This window comes from Candidimonas sp. SYP-B2681 (genome assembly GCF_003971065.1).
Taxonomy (GTDB): domain Bacteria; phylum Pseudomonadota; class Gammaproteobacteria; order Burkholderiales; family Burkholderiaceae_B; genus Pollutimonas.
The window spans coordinates 67,308-87,994 of record NZ_RYDV01000008.1 but is presented as its reverse complement, the minus strand read 5'-3'; the positions used below and the strand labels follow the sequence as shown (position 1 = coordinate 87,994).

At 57.0% G+C, this 20,687-nt stretch carries 14 protein-coding genes and 1 pseudogene; 5 read left to right on the top strand and 10 right to left on the bottom strand.

Features of this window, described 5'->3' with window-relative positions; genetic code table 11:
* Positions 1–20 precede the first annotated feature (20 nt).
* From EKL30_RS16200 to fahA, 4 genes are read left to right on the top strand one after another with little or no spacing between them, the layout of a single operon-like run.
* Complete coding sequence (locus EKL30_RS16200) at positions 21–1,703, top strand: FAD-dependent oxidoreductase (RefSeq protein WP_126708281.1); 1,683 nt, start codon at positions 21–23, stop codon at positions 1,701–1,703.
* Positions 1,700–1,906, top strand: a complete 207-nt coding sequence (locus EKL30_RS16195) for a DUF2783 domain-containing protein (RefSeq protein WP_126708280.1) — start codon at positions 1,700–1,702, stop codon at positions 1,904–1,906. The genes EKL30_RS16200 and EKL30_RS16195 overlap by 4 nt, the downstream gene beginning before the upstream one ends.
* Before the next feature lie 24 nt (positions 1,907–1,930).
* Positions 1,931–3,232, top strand: coding sequence for a homogentisate 1,2-dioxygenase (gene hmgA / locus EKL30_RS16190; RefSeq protein ID WP_126708279.1), 1,302 nt, complete (start codon positions 1,931–1,933; stop codon positions 3,230–3,232).
* Positions 3,233–3,250: 18 nt separating this feature from the next.
* A complete protein-coding gene (fahA, locus tag EKL30_RS16185; protein ID WP_126708278.1) occupies positions 3,251–4,570 on the top strand; it encodes a fumarylacetoacetase in 1,320 nt (439 codons plus the stop codon).
* A 10-nt stretch (positions 4,571–4,580) separates the two neighbouring features.
* Here fahA and EKL30_RS16180 read toward each other — a convergent pair whose 3' ends face one another.
* Positions 4,581–5,999 carry an FAD-binding oxidoreductase gene (locus EKL30_RS16180; RefSeq protein ID WP_126708277.1) on the bottom strand — a complete coding sequence of 473 codons (1,419 nt, stop codon included), beginning with the start codon at positions 5,997–5,999 and terminating at the stop codon, positions 4,581–4,583.
* 121 nt (positions 6,000–6,120) lie between these two features.
* Here EKL30_RS16180 and EKL30_RS16175 point away from each other — a divergent pair, with 121 nt between their 5' ends.
* Entirely contained in the window at positions 6,121–7,539 is a 1,419-nt protein-coding gene (locus tag EKL30_RS16175; protein ID WP_126708276.1) for a phosphomannomutase/phosphoglucomutase, read from the top strand.
* Between the two features lie 835 nt (positions 7,540–8,374).
* Here EKL30_RS16175 and EKL30_RS16170 read toward each other — a convergent pair.
* The 9 genes and pseudogenes from EKL30_RS16170 to tviB form a co-directional block, all read right to left on the bottom strand.
* Positions 8,375–9,445, bottom strand: coding sequence for a hypothetical protein (locus EKL30_RS16170; protein ID WP_126708275.1), 1,071 nt, complete (start codon positions 9,443–9,445; stop codon positions 8,375–8,377).
* Between the two features lie 947 nt (positions 9,446–10,392).
* Positions 10,393–11,499: a glycosyltransferase family 4 protein gene (locus EKL30_RS19495; RefSeq protein WP_370246280.1), complete on the bottom strand. Its 1,107-nt coding sequence runs from the start codon at positions 11,497–11,499 to the stop codon at positions 10,393–10,395.
* A 237-nt stretch (positions 11,500–11,736) separates the two neighbouring features.
* Positions 11,737–12,747 (bottom strand): annotated as a pseudogene (locus EKL30_RS19490) (glycosyltransferase); the annotation flags it as partial.
* Entirely contained in the window at positions 12,744–13,880 is a 1,137-nt protein-coding gene (locus EKL30_RS16160; RefSeq protein WP_126708273.1) for a glycosyltransferase family 4 protein, read from the bottom strand. The gene EKL30_RS16160 and the pseudogene EKL30_RS19490, both read right to left, overlap by 4 nt.
* Positions 13,877–15,796: an asparagine synthase (glutamine-hydrolyzing) gene (asnB, locus tag EKL30_RS16155; RefSeq protein WP_126708272.1), complete on the bottom strand. Its 1,920-nt coding sequence runs from the start codon at positions 15,794–15,796 to the stop codon at positions 13,877–13,879. Before asnB ends, EKL30_RS16160 begins: the two co-directional genes overlap by 4 nt.
* A 20-nt stretch (positions 15,797–15,816) precedes the next feature.
* Positions 15,817–16,911: a glycosyltransferase family 4 protein gene (locus EKL30_RS16150; RefSeq protein ID WP_126708377.1), complete on the bottom strand. Its 1,095-nt coding sequence runs from the start codon at positions 16,909–16,911 to the stop codon at positions 15,817–15,819.
* 52 nt (positions 16,912–16,963) lie between these two features.
* Positions 16,964–18,313, bottom strand: a complete 1,350-nt coding sequence (gene murJ, locus EKL30_RS16145; RefSeq protein WP_126708271.1) for a murein biosynthesis integral membrane protein MurJ — start codon at positions 18,311–18,313, stop codon at positions 16,964–16,966.
* A 1-nt stretch (position 18,314) separates the two neighbouring features.
* Positions 18,315–19,340, bottom strand: coding sequence for an SDR family oxidoreductase (locus EKL30_RS16140; RefSeq protein WP_126708270.1), 1,026 nt, complete (start codon positions 19,338–19,340; stop codon positions 18,315–18,317).
* A 23-nt stretch (positions 19,341–19,363) separates the two neighbouring features.
* Positions 19,364–20,638 (bottom strand): Vi polysaccharide biosynthesis UDP-N-acetylglucosamine C-6 dehydrogenase TviB, encoded by a 1,275-nt coding sequence (gene tviB, locus EKL30_RS16135; protein WP_126708269.1) that lies wholly within the window; start codon positions 20,636–20,638, stop codon positions 19,364–19,366.
* Positions 20,639–20,687 lie beyond the last annotated feature (49 nt).

The following is a 20,687-nucleotide window of genomic DNA, read 5'->3' as shown; positions in this document are numbered from 1 at the left end:
CCAGGAAAAGGAGTATCGGGGTGGGAGATATCGATTATCAGGCCCTCGAGTTTGAATACCAGCCACGCCCAGCCGCCAGCGACGAACGACACGGCATAGTCATCGTCGGAGCCGGTCCGGTGGGCTTAAGCATGGCGCTCGATTTGGCGCAACACGGCCAGCGGGTCTTGGTCATCGACGACGACTGCCGTTTGTCCGTCGGTTCGCGGGCCATTTGTTTTGCAAAACGCACGCTAGATATCTGGGATAGGCTAGGCGTCGGCGAGCGCATGGTCCGCAAGGGCGTTTCCTGGAACGTCGGGCGAATCTACTTCAAGGGCCAGGAAGTTTGGAACTTCGACCTGCTTCCAGAAAAAGGACACCGGCGGCCTGCGTTTATCAACTTGCAGCAATATTATTGCGAGGGCTATCTGTACGAACAGGCCGCCACGCATCCGAATATCGAGCTTCGCTGGAAGAACAAAGCCATCGCGGTGGAATCGCAGGGGGATCACGTAAAAGTCACTGTCGAGACGCCCGAAGGCCACTACACGCTGACAGCCGGCTGGCTGCTGGCCTGCGACGGTGCGCGTTCGCCAATCCGAAAAATGATAGGTCAGGAAAGCCGGGGACGCATTTTTCGGGACCGCTTCCTTATTGCCGATATCAAGACCCAGGCCAATTACCCGCACGAGCGCTGGTTCTGGTTTGATCCGCCCTTTCATCCCAATCAGTCGGTATTACTGCATAGTCAGCCCGACAATGTATGGCGGACTGATTTCCAACTAGGCTGGGATGCCGACCCGGTCGAAGAGGTCAAGCCCGAAAAAGTCATACCGCGGATTCGTGCCCTGCTCGGTCAAGATGCACAGTTCGAATTGGAATGGGTAAGCGTATATACCTTCGCCTGCGAACGCATGGAAAAATTCCGGCACGGTCGCATACTGTTTGCAGGCGATGCAGCGCATCGCGTTTCGCCCTTCGGAGCGCGCGGAGCCAATAGCGGGGTCCAAGATGCCGACAACCTGGTCTGGAAGCTTGATCTGGTAGTGCGAGGCCTGGCCCCGGACACGCTTATGAATACTTACGCCGCCGAGCGCGAGCAGGCAGCCGACGAAAACATACTGAACTCGTCACGATCAACGGATTTCATAACGCCAAAAAGCGAAATCAGCCTGCTCTTCAGAAACACCACTTTACGGCTGGCCAGGAATTACGAATTTGCACGCAAGCTGGTCAACAGCGGCCGGCTTTCCATGCCCACTTTTTACACGGATTCCACGCTTAACACGCCAGACGCCGACGAGTTCTGTAGCAGCCTGCCACTGGGCGCGGTGGCGCCGGATGGCCCCGTTACGCTGGGTGGCGAGCCGGGTTGGTGGCTAAGCCAACTAGACGGCCACTTCGCTGTGGTTATTTTTTGCCCGGTACGCTTGCCCGATTCCGCCGTACTGGCGCAGCTGGCCAGCTTGGCCGCCCAACCTCTTGATATCAAGGTGCTGCTGGTCTTAGGCTCCGATCTTGCCCATAAGGCGCCCGGCCACCTTAACACGGTCATCGACCATGATGGTGTGCTGTCCAGACGCTACGATGCACGGGATGGCGCCTGCTACCTGCTACGGCCTGATCAGCATATTGCAGCGCGCTGGCGTGCAGTCAAGGCCCAAAACATCGTATTGGCGTTGAATCGGGCCACCGGTTCATACCCATCGGAGCAGCCATGACCGAATTATCCACACTATCGAACTTTTCTGTGCCCGATGAATTCTATGAACGCCTGATCGACGCGCACCGCGATTTGACGACTGAACAAAGCCACGCCATGAATGCGGCTTTGGTACTGCTTCTGTCAAATCACATCGGTAAGCTCGACATCGTCAGCGATGCGTTCCAGAAAGCACGGGCAACCATAGAACAGACTGACTAAAGCCTTCTCACGGAGCTATCCAACATGACTTCCCTTGAATATCAATCCGGCTTCGGCAACAGTTGCTCGACCGAAGCGCTCCCGGGCGCCCTGCCCATAGGTCGCAACTCGCCGCAGGTCTGCCCGTATGGTTTATATGCCGAGCAACTGTCGGGCACCGCTTTCACCGTTCCGCGTGCCGAGAGCCGCCGTTCCTGGTTGTATCGCATTCATCCAGCCGCCTTACAAAAACCTTTCGAGCCTTTCGAAGGCGCGACATCGTGGCTACATCAATTCGGCTCGGGCCCCGTCACGCCTAACCGCCTGCGCTGGAGTCCGCTCGAGATCCCGGCGGCTCCCACCGACTTCATTGAAGGCATGACAACGTGGGCCGGCAACGGCAACTGCGACGACCTTAGCGGAGTCAGCATCAATCTGTATGTTGCCAACCGCTCGATGACCGGCCGCTTCTTCTACAACGCCGACGCTGAAATGCTCATCGTGCCGCAAGAGGGCCGCTTACGCCTGGCGACCGAACTGGGGCTCATCGACATCGAACCCTGCGAAATCGCGGTGATCCCTCGCGGCGTGCGCTTTCGGGTTGAGGTTCTTGACGCAACCGCTCGGGGCTACATGCTAGAGAATTTCGGCGCCGTATTGCGGCCGCCAGAATTAGGCCCCATCGGGTCAAATGGCCTGGCTAATGTTCGCGACTTCAAGACACCCGTGGCATGGTACGAAGACGTTGAGGGCGACTTTGAACTTGTTGCCAAATTTACCGGCGGCTTTTGGCGGACGTCATTGTCGCACTCGCCTTTGGACGTTGTTGCCTGGCACGGAACCAATGCCCCGTACAAATATGACTTGCGCCAGTTCAACACGATAGGCTCGATCAGCTATGATCACCCGGATCCTTGCATCTTTACGGTGCTTACGTCGCCGTCCGACACCCCGGGTGCCGCCAATATGGATTTTGCTATCTTTCCACCACGCGTTCTGGTCATGGAAAACACCTTCCGCCCGCCATGGTTCCACCGCAATATTGCCGGAGAATTCATGGGCTTGATTCAGGGTGTCTACGATGCAAAGGCCGAAGGCTTCTCGCCAGGCGGCGCGAGCTTACACAACTGCATGAGTCCGCACGGCCCCGACGTCGATACCTTTGAAAAAGCGTCAACGGCCGACATCAGCAAGCCTCATTACATCCGCGATACGATGGCGTTCATGTTTGAAACACGCCGCGTTATACGTCCCACGTCAGCTGCGCTGGCGTCCGAAGCGCTCCAGACTGATTACGATCAGGCATGGGCGGGGTTCAAGAAGCATTTTGACCCCAGTAAACAGTAAGAATTCACAGGATTTTGCATGGCTTATTTGAATGAAACACACGAACCGACTCTTGAAAGCTGGGTCGCCTCGGCCAACGTCCCCGACAATGGCTTCCCCGTCCAGAACCTGCCATTCGGGGTTTTTCGCAAAGCAGGCAGTTCAGAAGGTTTTCGCCCAGGCGTAGCAATCGGAGACCAGGCCCTGGATCTGGCTGCGCTGGCACAAACCAAACCTTGGGACGGCATGGCCGGCGTAGCCCTTGCCGCCTGCCAGTCCAGTCAGCTGAATGATTTGATGAGCCTAGGTCAGGCCCACTGGTCGGCGTTGCGCCTGGAGCTTTCACGGGCCTTACGTGCCGGGTCGCCAATGCAACAGACACTGGCTCCATTATTGATTCCTCAGGCTGACCTTGAGTTTTCCTTACCGGCACGCATCGGTGACTACACCGACTTTTATATTTCGCTGCATCACGCCACGGCAGTCGGAAAACAGTTTCGCCCAGACAACCCTTTGCTTCCCAACTATAAATGGGTGCCTATTGGCTATCACGGCCGGGCTTCCAGCATTGGTGTATCGGGCCAGAAATTTCCACGGCCAATCGGGCAGACGCGCCCTGCCAACGAGAACAGCGAACCGGGATTTGGCCCATGCGAACGTCTGGACTATGAACTTGAGCTGGGAATTTTCGTAGGCCAAGGCAATGCCCAAGGCGAGCGAATTACGGTAAGCGACGCAGAATCGCATGTGTTTGGCCTGTGCATACTGAATGACTGGTCCGCACGCGACCTGCAGGCCTGGGAATACCAGCCACTGGGCCCTTTCCTGGCCAAAAACTTTGCCAGCACCATCTCGCCGTGGATCGTCACCCTTGAAGCTCTGGCACCCTTTCGAACGGCATTCCAGCGCAATCCGAACGACCCTCAGCCCTTGGCTTACCTAAGCTCGCCTGACAACAAAGAGGCAGGTGTATTCGATATTACGCTCGACGTTTTGCTCAGCACGCAGCAGTCTCGCTCCAGCAAGACAGAACCGGCTCTTCTGTCGAGCAGCAATTTCAAGGAAGCCTACTGGACCGTCGCCCAGCTGCTGGCGCACCACACCGTCAATGGCTGTAATCTGCAGGCCGGCGATCTGCTGGGAACTGGTACGCTTTCCGGGCCCAATCCTGGCCAGGAAGGATCCCTTCTGGAGCTGAACCAGGGCGGCAAAAAGCCCGTTACCTTGCCGTGGGGCGAAGAACGCACTTTCCTTCAAGATAATGATGAAGTCATTTTGCGCGCCCGATGCAGTAAACCGGGCTACCCTTCAATTAGCCTGGGAGAATGCGCCGGCACCGTATTACCGGCGCGATTCTAAATAAACGCCTTCAAGACGCCAGCATTTTTCCAGGGTTCATTAACCCGTCCGGATCAAGCGCATGCTTGATCCGCCGCATCAGCGCGAGCTCGGTGGGGTCTTTGTAGCGGGGCAAAAGATCTCGCTTTAATTGCCCTACCCCATGCTCGGCGCTGATCGAGCCACCGAAACGGTGCACGCTGTCGTGCACCACTTCGTAAATGGCGTTTTGCTTGGCCAAAAGCCCTTCTTCAGAAAATGCCTGACCCTTGGCAACGTTGTAATGTAAGTTGCCGTCGCCCAGGTGCCCGAAAATGACGTGCTGAATACCGGGAAAACGTTCTTGCAACAAGGCGTTAGTGGTTTCGACAAATTCGGCCATCAGCGACACCGGAATGGACACGTCGTGTTTAATACTTTTGCCGAACGCTTTTTCGGCCAATGGTATGCTTTCACGCAGGTGCCACAGCGATTCGCTTTGTGTAATGTTTTCAGCAATAACGGCGTCGAGCACCAGGCCAGCTTCGATGGCGTCGCCCACGACCGCCTCGAACCGCTCGCGCGCATGCGCTTCACTTTCACTGTCCGACAACTCCAGCAAGGCATACCAAGGCAGACCGGCTGAAGCGCCCTCGAAGGGAATCCGCTGTTGCGGATAGCACGTAACCACCCCCTGCAGGCATTCGCCAGCGATAAGCTCGAAGCCCGTTAACGCCGCACCGAAGCCCTTGCGTGCGGCCGACAACACCGTTACCGCGTCCTCTACAGCGTTCAACGCCAGCAGCGCCGTGCATTGCGCTACGGGCAGTGGATAAAGTTTAACGGTCGCTGCGGTAATAATGCCTAGCGTGCCCTCGCTGCCGATATATAAATTGCGCAGATCGTAGCCGGTGTTATCTTTGCGCAGCCCGCGTAGCCCATGCCAAATTTCACCTTGCGCCGTAACCACTTCCAGACCCAACACGAGGTCGCGTGCATTGCCATAACGCAATACTTGTGTGCCGCCCGCATTCGTGGCCAGATTGCCGCCCAGCGTACAACTACCCTCCGCTGCAAGGCTCAAGGGGAAAAGCCGGTCGACATCGCGAGCCGCCTGCTGCACCGATTGCAAAATACAGCCAGCTTCCACCACCATGGTGTCATTATCGGTATCAACGCTGCGAATCTGGTTCAAACGGGTTAGGGAGACGACCACCGCACGGCCACTGGCATCGGGCGTTGCGCCACCGCACAACCCGGTATTGCCGCCCTGAGGGACCATGGGCACCCTGTTTTCCGCGCACCATCGCACCACCTGTGCGACTTCGTCGGTCGAGCCCGGCTTCACGACGGCCAGTGCATGACCGCTATATCGGCCACGCCAATCAACGGTATAAGACGCCATTGCCTCTTCGCCGGTCACGACATATGGCCGACCCAACATCTGAACTAGTTCGTCTACAAGACTCATTACTTCCCTTTCCACGAATGAAATGCTTAGAATTGCATTCTAAGGCAGATACAGACTATCGCCGAGCGATACCTGCGGCGGGCACTCGCCGACAGAATCCGGGATAATCGCACTCAATCCAATGATTTTTGTGAAGGAATTGCTCGTGATCGATAATCAGCCCTTACCCGACGCCGTATTCAAAGCCTACGATATCCGCGGCACGGTGCCCGAACAGCTCAATCCGGACTTCGCCCGTCTTTTAGGTCTCGCCCTTGCAGAGCGCGCCCGCGCCGAGGGCATTGCCGCACTGGTGGTGGGCTACGATGGACGATTGAGCAGCCCCGACCTCGCCGCAGCCCTGCGGGAAGGCCTGCAGCAAGGCGGTATCAACACCATCGATATAGGCATGGTGCCCACGCCGCTAGTTTACTTTGCAACGCACGTACGAAAGACAGGGTCGGGCGTCGCCATCACGGGAAGCCATAATCCGCCCAACTACAACGGCTTCAAGATGATGATGGGCGGCAAGACCTTGCATGGTGCCGACATCCAGGCACTGAAGCACACGATGAACCGTCTGGATCGCAACGCAAGGCAGGCAACGCACGGCAAGGGCACCACGATCGATCTGATCGACACATACGTCGACCGCATTTGTTCAGACGTAAAGCTTGCCCGGCCCATGAAAATCGCGATCGACTGCGGCAATGGTGTGGGAGGCGTGCTGGCAAGGCAGCTGTTCACGAAGCTGGGTTGCGAAGTTGACGAACTTTTCTGCGAGGTGGATGGCACTTTCCCTAATCACCATCCGGACCCCGCGGACCCGCATAATCTGCAAGATTTGATCCGTCACGTAAAAGAAACCGACTGCGAAATTGGCCTGGCCTTCGATGGCGATGCTGATCGACTTGGGGTCGTGACGAAATCCGGCGAAATTATCTGGCCGGACCGTCAATTGATTCTGTACGCGCTCGATATCCTGCAACGCGATCCGGGCTCTACGATTATTTTCGACGTCAAATGCAGCCGGCACGTGGCGAGATCGATTAAGCGGGCTGGCGGCAAGCCGCTGATGTGGCAAACCGGTCATTCGATGATTAAGGCGAAGCTGGCAGAAACAGGCGCCCCACTGGCCGGAGAGATGAGCGGTCACATTTTCTTCAAAGAGCGCTGGTACGGTTTCGACGATGGTCTGTACACGGGCACCCGTCTACTCGAAATTCTGTCGCGCCACGATGACCCTTCCGTCCTGCTGGAAGCCCTGCCACAGGATATTTCCACACCGGAGTTGAAACTGGAAATGCAGGAAGGCGAACCCCACGCCCTCATCGCCCGTCTTCAGAAGGAAGGCGATTTCCCAAATGCCACAAGCATTAACACCATAGACGGCGTCCGAGCCGAATACACCGATGGCTTCGGTCTCGCCCGGGCCTCAAACACCACGCCAGTCGTAGTCTTACGGTTCGAGGGCGAAACGCCGGAAGCGTTGGAACGGATCAAGCTAGAATTCCGGCAGGCGTTGACGGCCTTGGTGCCAGAGATTGCACTGCCGTTCTAAGAGGCGGTGCCTGAATTCGAAGTTAGGGTGATTTGGCACAGGTGGCCGGCATTAATAAGTTCTTAAGTCGGTGCGTCAATCCTTAAGTCGGTGCGTCAGTTCTTAAATAAGCGCAACGTTCCTTGGCGCAACTTCGTAAATTGGTGCAACGTTTCTTAAATCGGTGCCACGGGTTGGGGGAGGCTGGACGAAAGATCGCTGCGGTCCGCGCTTCGCCGGACTGCCCGACCAATCGCCCTGGCTCGGGGCGGGCCCAAACTCGCCACGCCAGGCCTGTGGCCTGTGCTTATGGCTCAAACAGGCGGGCCCTCTCTTCCCCGACCCAGAGCGTTTGGCCGGCGCGCTCAAACTTTCGTCCAGCCTCCCCCAACCCGCTGCACCTTGGAATTAAATGTCATGGGAGCGATCTAATATTGGCCGGGTTAACGCTGCTGTTGCAGGACCTTTGGATATCCATGATAGATACGCGCTCTAGGTACGCGCTCTAGATACGCGCTCTAGATACACGCTCTAGACACACGTTCTAGATACATGTTCTGAATACACATGATTAAGATCATGAGCTTACGAATGCAGTATCGGATCACCATGTCTGTTCCGCCCGAGATTTTCATGTGACGTCCTGAAAGCGAATAGGAGAGCGCGAGCGATTATGTAGGACCATTTAGTTGCGCAGAACTGCCCTTAGGTAGGGCGGCACAGCAAGCTACCAAATGAAGGACCTTATGGATCGTGATCCCGATATCAACAGTATCAAGAGCTTTTCCGCTTTAAAACGGGGTTGGAGGCTAACACGAGAATCACAGGGTCAAGTGGGGTCGCTTCAGCCTGTCATCTATTGAGTGAGCATGCCTTTGTAGACAACCTTGAGCTGCATGTATGGCAGTTGTGGGTTTAAGGCCTCTGCCTCGGGAGCGGTTTCTGGACAATGATCGACGGGGCCGCCGATGTCCAGTAAGGGGTGGTTCTTTATTCGAGACTGCAATCGTATAGGATCCGCAGCTTCGGGACGTTCGCGATACCAGAAAGTGTGTTTTCGGCCCGTGACGTTATCATCCAGCTTGTAGTAACAGACGAGATAGGGTGGCAAGCCGATCGCACGGATATCTTCATCGACAATGGTTCTCCAAGGCTCGCGAAAGGCCTCTGCGTTACCGTGAATCAAAGGCACCCGGGCAGAGAGAAAGACATATGCAGACCGCAAAGAATTGGGCGAGTTGTTGTCAATGTATATGCGGTAGGAATTCCGCTCTGGCGTCAGCTTCACCTCATTCTGGGGAAAGACCATTCCCGGCTTGACGTTATAGAACCGGATAGCATTTTCCTTATCGGTTTCTGACACAAATTCACCGCGAGCTTTGCGGCGCAGAAATTCGACGTACTCATTGAAAGGCTTAGCTTCACCTTTCGAACACAGGGAGTAAAGCTTGAATTCGGTGTTACACGGGCTGCTCAGCGTAGAAGGTGTTTTATCATCATGTGCCACCTGACAACTGAACGCTCGATCGTAAAGCGCGATACAGGGCGCAGGTTCTTTGAGTACGTGTGGGGGGAAAATTTTGATGCCGAGCTTTCTGGCGGTCCAGGAATCCATACCCATGCTTCGTGCAACCGTTGACTCCATCGAGCTAATCAATTCACGATCGCGCTCAGCAAGTTGGAGCTGGCGCTCAAGGGCATCGCGCTCGGAACATTCTCCACATGCCTCAATCCGCGCACGCAGTAGGTCAGGCTTGGCTTCCATGGCGATTCGCATCGAGGCGTAATCAATCGCACCAGTCACCAGCTCTTCCACGATACCGGGACCATAGGGCGTCCAGGACTGCGCCGTTGCTGTTAATGGGCTTGATAACCCTAAGCCCGCACAGAAAGCAATGAAAAGTCGGCTCCAGCAAAGACATTTCATGATGGGCTCCTGAGACCTCTTCAACGACCGTCATATACGACGCTTTTCGGCGCGTGATACCGCCTAGGCCTTTTGCGCTTTTGGCCAAAGTACTGGTTTGATAAACAATACAGACATACACGCGCACAATCGCTCCGTCATTAGACCCATGCGTTTGGCGCCTTACCGTTAAGGGTGCAGGCCTCGCAGTTGGATCGGCTGTCACAAGCACGATCTCCCGACTTCCGGGAACCAGCTGCCCCATAGGAAAGTGTCTTATGGCTCGTGGCAAATTTAGCGGCTGCTGCCAAAGACCATTAAATCCGCCGGAGTAATCTCGTCGCGATCTGGAAGGGCGGCAGCGCTCACATCAACGCAATTGCTGCGCCAAAACCTCTTCAAATCTTGACCCGGGTCGCTGCGCAACAGTGGACCATGTATCACCGCGCTGCAGCCATATGTCCCCGCACTATGACTATGTGCCCCACACTATGGCTATGTGTCCCGAACTCTGGCTATGTACCACCGCGCTATGGCCATATGCAAGTATCCCGTCACTTAGCATACATACGCCCCAAACCATACATTGCCATCGATGCTATTCCGTTGCCTTGGGCCGTCGTGCCTGGGGCTGGGTAAGCGATTTTTTCGCCCGCCGCATTACCGTGCCATGGCGGGGGTACAAGGCCGCGTTGTCTGAGCAGCACGCTTGCGGATAGTCCAATTGGACTGTCCGCGCTGCGAGTTCGCGGACGCCCCGCCATGGCACGGTATGCGGGCAGCGCTGGCGAAGCCAGGGCCGGGCGAATCTAGCGCACCCAGCCCCAGGCACGACGGCCCTTAAGAACCCGAATATGAAAACCGGTTATGAAAACCGGTTATGAAAACCGATTATGAAAACCGAATATGAAAGCTACGACGAAACCGAGATGAACCCGGGAAAACCACAAGACTCAGAACACTCCCCCCTAAGAAAGCATCTCATACAAACCCACATGCGCCTGCACCACCTTCCGAATATCAAACTCCTGCTCAGCCAGAATCCGCCCCTCCGCGCCCATCTTATGCCGTAACTCCGGCTCCCTCGCCAACCGCAACACCGCATCAGCAAGCGCCCGGGCATTTCGCGCCGGTACCAACAAGCCCGAAATCCCCGGCTCAATCGCATCACGACATCCAGGCACATCCGTCGTCACCACAGCGCGGCCACACGCAGCAGCCTCAACCAAAGACTTCGGCAACCCCTCCCGGTACGACGGCAGCACCGCGATATTCGACTGCTGATACAACGCCGCAATATCAGAACGCTCACCCAGACACTGGACGAAACCTTCGCGCTGCCAACTTGCGAATTCAAGCTCGCTGATGCTCGCCGGATTGCCGGGGTCAGGCGCACCCACCAGCAACCACCGCAAGCCGCTCGCATCGCCTGCCGTCATCCGTGCAGCCTCCACGAACTCCGCAACCCCCTTGTCAAACAACAAGCGCGCAGCCATGATCGCCACAGGCGGGCCATCAGGTTCCGGCGACGCTTGAAACTCATTCAAATCCACGCCCGAGCCGCGTATCAATACGACCTGTTCCGGCCTAACAACCCTCGCCCGACGCAACACCTCGCTATCGTTAACATTCTGGAAAATGACCCGGCTATTGGGATGACCCAGCGCCAGGCGGTATAACCCCGTGGCGGCCAATCGCAAAAAATTAAAGCGTCGATCCCGGTCACTGAAAACGAAGCCCAGACCCGAGATGGCGGCGATATATGCCGGCACCCGCGCCAGACGGGCTGCAATGCCCCCATACAAGACCGGCTTAATCGTCACCGCATGGACCACATCAGGCTGCAGGCGTCTGAATAATTTCCAGAGAGCATAAATGCTTTGTACTTCCTGGGCAGGGTTTCTGCCGCTGCGCGACATGGGAATCACATGGTGAACCAATCCGTGTGCCAGGATCTCGGGGACGGACGGACCGTCCATGGTGGCGACATGGACCTCAAATCCCGCCTCCTTCGCACCGAGAGCCAGCGGCAAACGATGCGAAAGAAAGAATGCGGGATTATTCACCACGAACATCAAACGGCGGCCAGCTTGGCGGCCAGCCGTCTCCGTCGCATCGTGTTGGTACGACGCACGCCGGACCAGTCCATTGCGGGACGGATAATCGGCCGCCAGACGATGCCATACCACGTGATAGGCTTTGACCATGGCTTCCAGGCTGAACAGCCGCCCCACCCGCTGCCTGCCCGCCTGCAGTCGCTCTGCCAGCTCGTTGGTGCCCCATTGCGCAACAGCGGCGTCAATGGCCTTTGACAGGGCCGGTGCATTCTGCGGCGGCGCCACCCACCCTGCATCAGCAACGATCCGTGCTGCGTCACCTACGTCGGTCACCACGCAGGCCACGCCCATTGCCATGGCCTCGGCGACCACATTGGGAAAACCTTCTGCCCGGCTCGACAAGACATGCACGTCCAGCCCATTCATCAAGCGCGGGACATCATCGCGCCTACCCAGCAGCTTTACCTTGTCGCCTATGCCGTGCTGATTGATCAGCGCCATCAGCGCCGCGTTCGAGGCTTCCATGCCCTGACCAATCAGAACACAACGCAGTGACGGGTTATGCCGGGCGCTGAGCGCAAAAGCAGCAAGCAGATTGGCATGGTCCTTCAATGGATTCCAGCGCGCCACACTGCCTATGACGCGAAGCTCGTCTGACCAGCCCCATTCCGAACGTACGGCGGAACGCGACAATGGATCGGGTTGCCAGCAAGAGAGGTCGTAGCCGTTGGGAATGACCAACATCCGGTCGGCGCGATAACCCCATTCCTGATGACGCTGAGCAGCGTTGTCGGCGCAGGAAACAATGACCCCAGGCACAATGGGCGACACGCGGGCGCACAGCCAGGATAAAACGCGGGCCGAACGGCTGCTTTTATGCAGATCGGCCCCAGAGTTACGGATTCCCCATGCAAGCGCTTTGATTCCCGCCAACCGTGCAACGACGCCGCCGATAAGGTCCGCGTGGTACATCCACGTTTGCACGACGTCGGGATTCAACTTGCGCAGCAGCTGGTGCATGCGCCACAGCCCCTTGACTGCCCCCATGGGGGTTTTCATGTCAAGCGTGTAAACGGCAATGCCGGCTTCGCGCAGACGCGGCCCGAATAGGCCTTCATCACCCATGGAAATGACACAGTGGCGGTCGGATCCGCCCGGCGCGGTAATCAAGCGATGCAACACGGTCTCTGCCCCGCCATGCCCCAAGCCTGAAATAATATGGACGACGTGCAAGGGCGTGGGCGGAATTACTGTGGTGTTGCTCATGCATTAACTTCCTGGCGTTCAGGGGCACGAACGCTGGCAATCAGCGCGTCCCATTGATGCAAAATCTCGTGCAGATCGTAGCGCTGCCGAACCGAAATCGCGGCATGTTTTCCCAATACATCGCGCAGAACGGGATCCCCCATTAACTGACGCAACGCATTGGCCAGTGCGGGTTCATCGCCCAGCGGCACCAGCAAGGCGTCCTCGCCATTGCGGCTGATCTCGCGAGGGCCGCTGGGACAATCAACCGTTACGCAGGCCAGACCTTGCGCCATGGCTTCGAGCAAGACATTAGGAAAGCCCTCGACCTCGGAAGTCAGCACAAAGGTATCGGAACTGGCCAGCTCCTCCCAGGGTAGGTTGGTGCGTCCAGGCAGAAAAACACGCCCATCCAGGCCGGCGTCCTGGACCTGCTGTTCCAGAACGGTACGCAAAGGGCCTTCGCCCCAGATATATAGATCCCACTCGGGGAACTCGGCCGCCAAGGTCGAAAAGACCTGTATGAGCGATCCAAAGCGTTTGCTGGCCACCAGCCGGCCCATAGCCACCAAACGAAGGCGTGCGCCGGGCCCAGCAGGGGGCCTGACAATCTGCTTGGAGGTCAGTTCGGGCGGCAAAGGGTTGGGAATCACGGCCAAGCGCCGAATTCCCTGCACGGCTACCTGGAAACGTTCGACGCTGTCTTCGGACTGCACGGTAACCAGACTTGCCCACGGGTAGACTAGGCGGCGCAATCGCTGAAGCGTCTTGCCAGCACTGGTGCTGACCGCCGGGTTGGTACGTTCGCAGACGATAGTGGGGACATCCATTCCGCGAGTGGCCAGCAAGACCATTACATTCACGTTGGTCAGAAATGAAATGATGACGTCCGGCCTTGTTTCCTTGACGAGACGTCGAATGGCGAACCACTTTCTGACGCTGGCGAACCAGGTTTTGCCCAACCAGCCCATGCGGTCCGCGAGCCAAACAAGTTTGATACCTCGATCCAGCTTGTAGAACAGTTTGCCTTTCTTGGTATAACTGGGAACCAACGTGACGTCGTCGCCGCGTTGCACCCACGCACTGGCCAGGGTTGCGGCGACCCGCTCGGCTCCGCCAGCATGCATCGAGCTCACAAAGAAAAGTATCTTCATGGCCGCCTCATGCCGAGGTCTGCCTTATTATGGTCCAGCCAGGCCTGGGTCATCAGAATGCTCCATAGATGAGTGCTCCAATCACGCTGTCCGGACTGATGTTCCCGCCACTTACGCACGATAGGTTCCGCATGGAACAAGCCCTGTTGACGCAGTCGTGTAGAGTCCAATAAAACCGCCGCCCAGTCCTTCAGCGGTCCACGCAGCCATGCTGCCAAAGGAACCGAGAATCCCTTCTTGGGGCGGTCGACCATTTGTTGTGGAACATGGCGATACAAAAGCTGGCGCAAGAGCCATTTGCCCCGGCCGTCTCGAATCTTGTAATCAAGTGGCAGGCGTTGGGCAAACTCGAACACGTCATGATCGATCATCGGCACCCGGGTTTCGAGGCTTGCGGCCATCGCGGCACGGTCGACCTTTACCAGAATATCGTCTGGCAGATAGGTAAGTGCATCAAGCAGCATCATGCGCTCAAAAATTCCGTCGTCAGATGGCTCGTCGAATGCTGTAGAAGGTAAGCTGGCGCCAATGACCACTTCAGCCGGATCCTTCCAGTACGACACGAACTGCTGATAAAACTTGCCGGAATGCTGGGAACCCAGAACTTCAGCCAGCTTTTCCAGTTGATCGCGCTTGTGTCCATTGCCGGCCAATCGTGAAGCGCTGCGGGCCACTGCAGCCAGAGGCGTGCGCAATGCCACCGGTATGGATTCACGCTTATTCCACCATCGCTGTGCCCGAAAATAGCGCGAATATCCGCCAAATAATTCGTCTCCGCCATCGCCCGACAAGACCACCTTCACGTGCTGGCTTGCCATACGCGTAACCAGTACGGTTGGGATCTGTGAGGAGTCGGCAAACGGCTCGTCGTACATTCCTGCGAGCCCGGGGACCACCGCCAGCGCGTCATCGGCACTGACATAAAGCTCGGTGTGGTCCGTACCCAGATGCCTGGCAACCGCCATGGCGTGCTCCGCCTCGTTGTAGGCGGGATCGCTGAATCCAATAGAGTACGTCTTGACCGCTTGCGGATTGTTTTTCTGCATCAATGCCACAACGATCGAAGAATCGATGCCACCTGACAAAAAAGCACCCAGATCCACATCGGAAATCATCTGGCCTTTAACGGCTGCGGTCAGCACCCCTTCCAGGGCGTCGATCGCATCACCGTCCGAAGCGAACGACAGTCCATGCTTTCTGGACCGCTCTGCGACCTCGTGTGCCGACCAGTAATGCTGGGGCAACGGCAACGCCCCGTGCTGGCGCTGTTCTTCTGACAGCTGAATCCACGAGCCCGGCGCCAATTTCCTGATACCACTGTATATGCTAAGAGGCGCGGGAATATAGTTATGGCGCACCAGCAAAGACAAGGCTTTGCGATCAGGCTCGTTGTTGAACCCCGGTATGGCAGTGAGCGCTTTAAGTTCAGAAGCGAAGACGAAATTGCCGGATACAAAGCCCATATACAGGGGCTTTTCACCCATGCGATCACGCATCAGGCTTAGCGTTCGTTCCTGCCGATCCCATAATGCGATGGCAAACATACCCGTTGAGGCCTGCAAGGTTTGCTGGACCCCCCAGGCGACGAATCCAGCCAATAACGTCTCGGTATCAGAGTGACCCCGCCACGAGGGGGCATGGCCTTGCGCTTCAAGCGTGGCACGCAGCTCAAGATGGTTATAGATTTCGCCGTTGAGCACTAGCGCATAGCGTCCGCAAGCGGACACCATAGGCTGGTGTCCGGCCGGGGTCAGGTCAAGAATCGCCAGCCGCACATGCCCTAGAGCCAGCCCAGCAGCCTGATCCTCCCAATAACCTTCGCTGTCGGGACCACGATGGCGCATGCGGCGGCATCCGCCGGTTATCACGGCCTGCTTATCGGGCAGAGGTCCCCAAATTCCAACGATCCCACACATATCATGCTCGCTTAACGGAGTTAACGATCTTCAAACAAATGGCCCCAAAGCGCCATCACACGTGTTGTGGAAAAACGATCACGCACATCCACAGCGCGGCGTGCATAGGCCACGCGCTGTTCGCGGTGCGCCATCATGTCCGACAAATGCGCGGCCAGCGCTTCATCGTCTTCGGGCGGGCTGACCAGCACGCCATCGATGCCGTGACGCACGATTTCGCGAGGCCCGGTTTCGCAGTCAAACGCCACCGGAGCCAAACCACTGGCCATCGCTTCGAGCAAGGTATTAGACAGGCCTTCAACGCGTGAGCTGAGCACATACAGGTCGGACTGGGTATACCAATCCGCCACATTTCCAACCCGGCCCGGCATACTGACACGCGCGGAAAGCCCAGCAGTGTCGATTTGATCCTGAAGTTCCTCGCGGCGCTCGCCTTCGCCCAGTATGACCAGATCCCAATCTGGAAAATACCGCGCCACCGCCTCGAATGCCTGAATCAGCAAATCGAAGCCTTTGTGCGGGTGCAGGCGTCCGGCTGCCAGCAAGCGATAACGTCCATTTTTTGGTGGCGGCGGCAATACCGGTTCGGCATTGTCCAGCGGCCAGCGCACCGCATTCGGAATAACCGTAACGCGCGAACCGGGCACATTTTCCTTGAGCCAAGCTGCCGTGCCCGAAGTAAGGGCCACGACGGCGGCTGCCTGCGGATAGGCCCAACGCCTAAGGCGCAACCACATTTCGGGCAACTCTTGCGATGGGGGATGCGTATGCTCGGTGGCCAGCACCCGGCACGATAAACCACGCGCTGCGACAATGGAAAGTATTGAAGCCGTTGTCATCATTCCGAGCACGATTGTCGGGCGCTCCCGCTTGATAAGCCGGCGCAAGGCCCATACACGCCGCAAATTCGCGACAATCGCACTGAACTTGCCGGAGCTGAAGGCGGCAGTGCCCAGCGCGTAGCGCTTGACCGAGGGATGCAGCGGATATACGTCGGCGCCTGCGGCGGCCTGGGTCACAAGCGTGACTCGATAGCCACGCTGCACCCAGTAAGCGCTTAAGTCGGCCGCCACCCGCTCGGCCCCCCCTCCACTCAGCGAGTGAATAACAATCATCAAATGGGGTGGAAAACGCGAAGAACTCAAAGCAATACCTGTATCTGAAAATCTAACTGGAGGTCGCCGCCGGAGGTGCGGGACGCAAGGCTACCATGACATAGCACACGTATGACAAGGCATACATCATGCTGGTCGCCAGCATGATTCCGGCCGGACCCATTACAGGAGCAAGGACCTGATTCATTACCGCCTTCAGAATAAAGTTGGCTACGGCAATCGCAGCCATGATTCGATAACGGTTCTGGCTAGCCAATAACTGTACCAGTATCAACACACCAAAATAAAACGGCATCTGCAGCAAGCCCCACCGCAAGACATGCGCAACGGTCGCCGTGTTCTCAGCAGTGAAAGCGCCCCGCTCGAACAGCAGACTGACACCCCACGGAGCCAGCAACCAGCCGATGAAGGTCACAGCGGCACCGACAAGCAGCATCAACACCGACCATTTCAATGCCGTGCTGCGTGCCCTCGCCGAATCGCCGCGACTGTGGATATCGGCGAGGACCGGCAACGCGGCGCGCCCTACCGATGCAGCGCCTACCCCTAATAACAATGCCAGCAGCCGGCTGGCATAACCCAAGGTGGAGTTGGCATTTCCACCAAGGTTGGCTGCCGTGTATTGATCGATAGGCCCCACAAAGCTCATTGCGACCTGGCCCACGAGCATCACCCCGGCGGCCTTCACGAGATCGGGCCACTGATGCGATTGAAAGCTTAGACGCGGCCTGCCCCACATTCCGTCGGCCCTGGCGGCCAGCCACAGCAACCAGACCGACTGAATAAAGTAGCCAACCAAGGTTCCCCACAAAAGCGGGCCGACGTCAGTTACCGTAGCCGCGAGCATGACCCAGACCAGGATAACCACTGCCGGTATGCTGTCCAGGAGCGTATTGATATGGCGTTCGTGCGCCCGCAAGCGTGCGGCGCTGATGCCGGTCATAAGCGTAAACAACGCCGCCGGCGCAAAGGCCAGCGTAAGCTCCGCGCTCATGCGCCGGGCGTCGGCAGGCAGACCCTGTCCTGCGATATCCAGCAGCCACGGCCACGCGACGTAAAGCACCACCGCCAAAACCGTACCGGCGGCGATCACCCAGCCCTGGAGCTCTCCCAGAAACCTTGCCCGGCTGGTACGGCCTTCGCGACGAGTCCGCACCAATACCGGAATCAGGACCACCGACAAGGCACCAACGATGGTGACGGGCAGCCAGTTCGCCATGGTCATGGTGAACTGGTAGGCATCGACGGCGTCGCCCACACCGTAGCGATAGGCGACCGCCATTTCCTTGAAAGCGCCGGCGGCCTTACCCAATAGCAAAAAGAAGGCCACCCGCATCGCGCCTTGCGCGATGCGTCGGTGGTCTGAGTGCAGGCCGGAAAGTCGCTGCTTTAACGTTTTCAAGTTAACGCAAAAATTGCGTATACCAGGGCATGGAGACCTCGAGCCCTTGCACAATATTGTGCATCGGCTCGTAACCCAGCAGATTTTTTGCCTTACTGATGTCGGCTTGCGAATGGCGGACATCGCCTGCACGGAACTCGCTGTAGACCGGCTGCTTATCGTACACAATGCCGTTATTGCCCAGCGCCTTGGCAAGGTACTCGAACAACTCGTTCAGGCTGGTACGCGCGTTGAACGCCACGTTATAAACCTGATTGATTCCGTCGGGCTGAGCCAGCGCGGCAAGAATGTTGGCCTGCACGACATTGTCGATAAAGCAGAAGTCACGGCTGGTTTCGCCGTCGCCGTTCACGACCACGTCTTCGCCACGGATCATGGCAGCCACCCATTTCGGGATGACGGCCGCGTAAGCGCCGTTGGGGTCCTGCCTTTTGCCGAAAACGTTGAAATACCGCAGGCCCACGCTGCCAAAGCCATAAGCACGCGTGAACACATCGGCATAAAGCTCGTTCACGTACTTGGTTACCGCGTAAGGCGACAAAGGCCTTCCGATGCGGTCTTCCACCTTGGGCAAAGCCTCGTGATCACCATAGGTGGAGCTTGAGGCTGCATATACGAACGACTGCACTTGCGCGTCGCGCGCTGCGACCAGCATGTTAAGAAACCCGTCGATATTCACGCTGTTGGTGGTGATGGGATCTGACAGCGAACGGGGAACCGAACCGAGCGCCGCCTGATGCAGCACGTAGTTAGCGCCCTGCACCGCCTTGCGGCACGCGTCGAGATCGCGGATATCGCCTTCATGGAAGACGAAATTTTCCCACTGTTCCGGCGTGACGGTTTTTTTGACCTCATCCAGATTGTATTGGTGCCCAGTGGCAAAATTATCCAGCCCCACGACCTTCTGGCCCATACGCAACAGCGTCTCGAGCAAATTAGAGCCGATAAAGCCCGCGCAACCCGTGACGAGCCAGACTTTTGGTTCAGTCTGCAGTTTTGCAGTCACTTCCTGATAACGAATACTCATATAACGCCTTTAAACTTTCTGGATTACAGCCGGAGATCTGATTCTTCGGCGGTCAGCACGTATTTAAGATCGTACAGAACGTGCTCAGGCTTGCCTAAGGCGCGAATTTCGTCGCAGCCCATGGCAACGAACTGGTCGTGCGCCACCGCGAGCACAATTCCATCGTAGGCTCCTGCTTCAAGGCTTGCAACTGGCGTAATGCCATATTCATGCACGGCGGCTTCGGACTCGACCCAGGGATCATAAACATCGACTTCAATGTTGTATTCGCCCAGTTCGTTGACGATATCAACGATGCGCGTATTGCGCAGATCGGGACAGTTTTCCTTGAAGGCCAGGCCCATTACCAGCACCTTGGAGCCTTGCACCTGGATGCGCCGCTTGGTCATTTGCTTGACCAGCTGAGACACCACATAACCGCCCATGGAGTCGTTAAGCCTGCGACCCGCCAGGATAATCTCCGGGTGATAGCCGATAGCTTGAGCCTTGTGCGTAAGGTAGTAGGGATCCACGCCTATGCAATGACCGCCGACGAGTCCGGGCCGGAATGGAAGAAAGTTCCATTTAGTACCCGCTGCTTCCAGAACCGCCTGTGTGTCGATTCCCATCTTGTTAAAAATGAGCGCCAGTTCATTGATCAGGGCAATATTCACGTCGCGCTGGGTGTTTTCAATGACCTTGGCGGCTTCAGCGACCCGTATCGACGGCGCTTTGTGTGTGCCAACTACGATGATTTCGCCATATATGGCGTCGATCAGGTCCGCCACCTCGGGAGTCGAACCCGAAGTTACCTTCTTGATGTTGGCTACACGATGCGCCTTGTCGCCTGGATTGATACGTTCAGGGCTATAGCCCGCGTAAAAGTCTTCGTTGAAGCGCAGGCCTGATATACGCTCCAGCACAGGCACACATTCTTCCTCTGTAGCACCGGGGTAAACCGTAGATTCATAGATCACGATGTCGCCGCGCTTGAGCACTTTGCCTATAGACTCGCTTGCACGGATCAATGGCGTCAAGTCGGGTTGCTTGTATTCATCGATCGGAGTCGGCACGGTGACGATAAAAACATTGGCTTCAGCCAAATGTGTCGGTTCGCTGGTGAAGCTCAGGTTAGTGGCTTCCGCAAGCTCGTGGGTATCGACTTCCAGCGTATGGTCCTGGCCGGATTTCAATTCGGCAATCCGGCGGGCATTGATATCAAAGCCAAGAACCCACCGTTTTTTACCGAACTCGACTGCCAGTGGCAATCCCACGTAGCCCAGACCAACTACTGCAAGTTTCACATCTTGAATTTCCAACTTGTTCTCCTAGGCTATAGATTAAGAAAAGACATATTTAAAAAGCGGC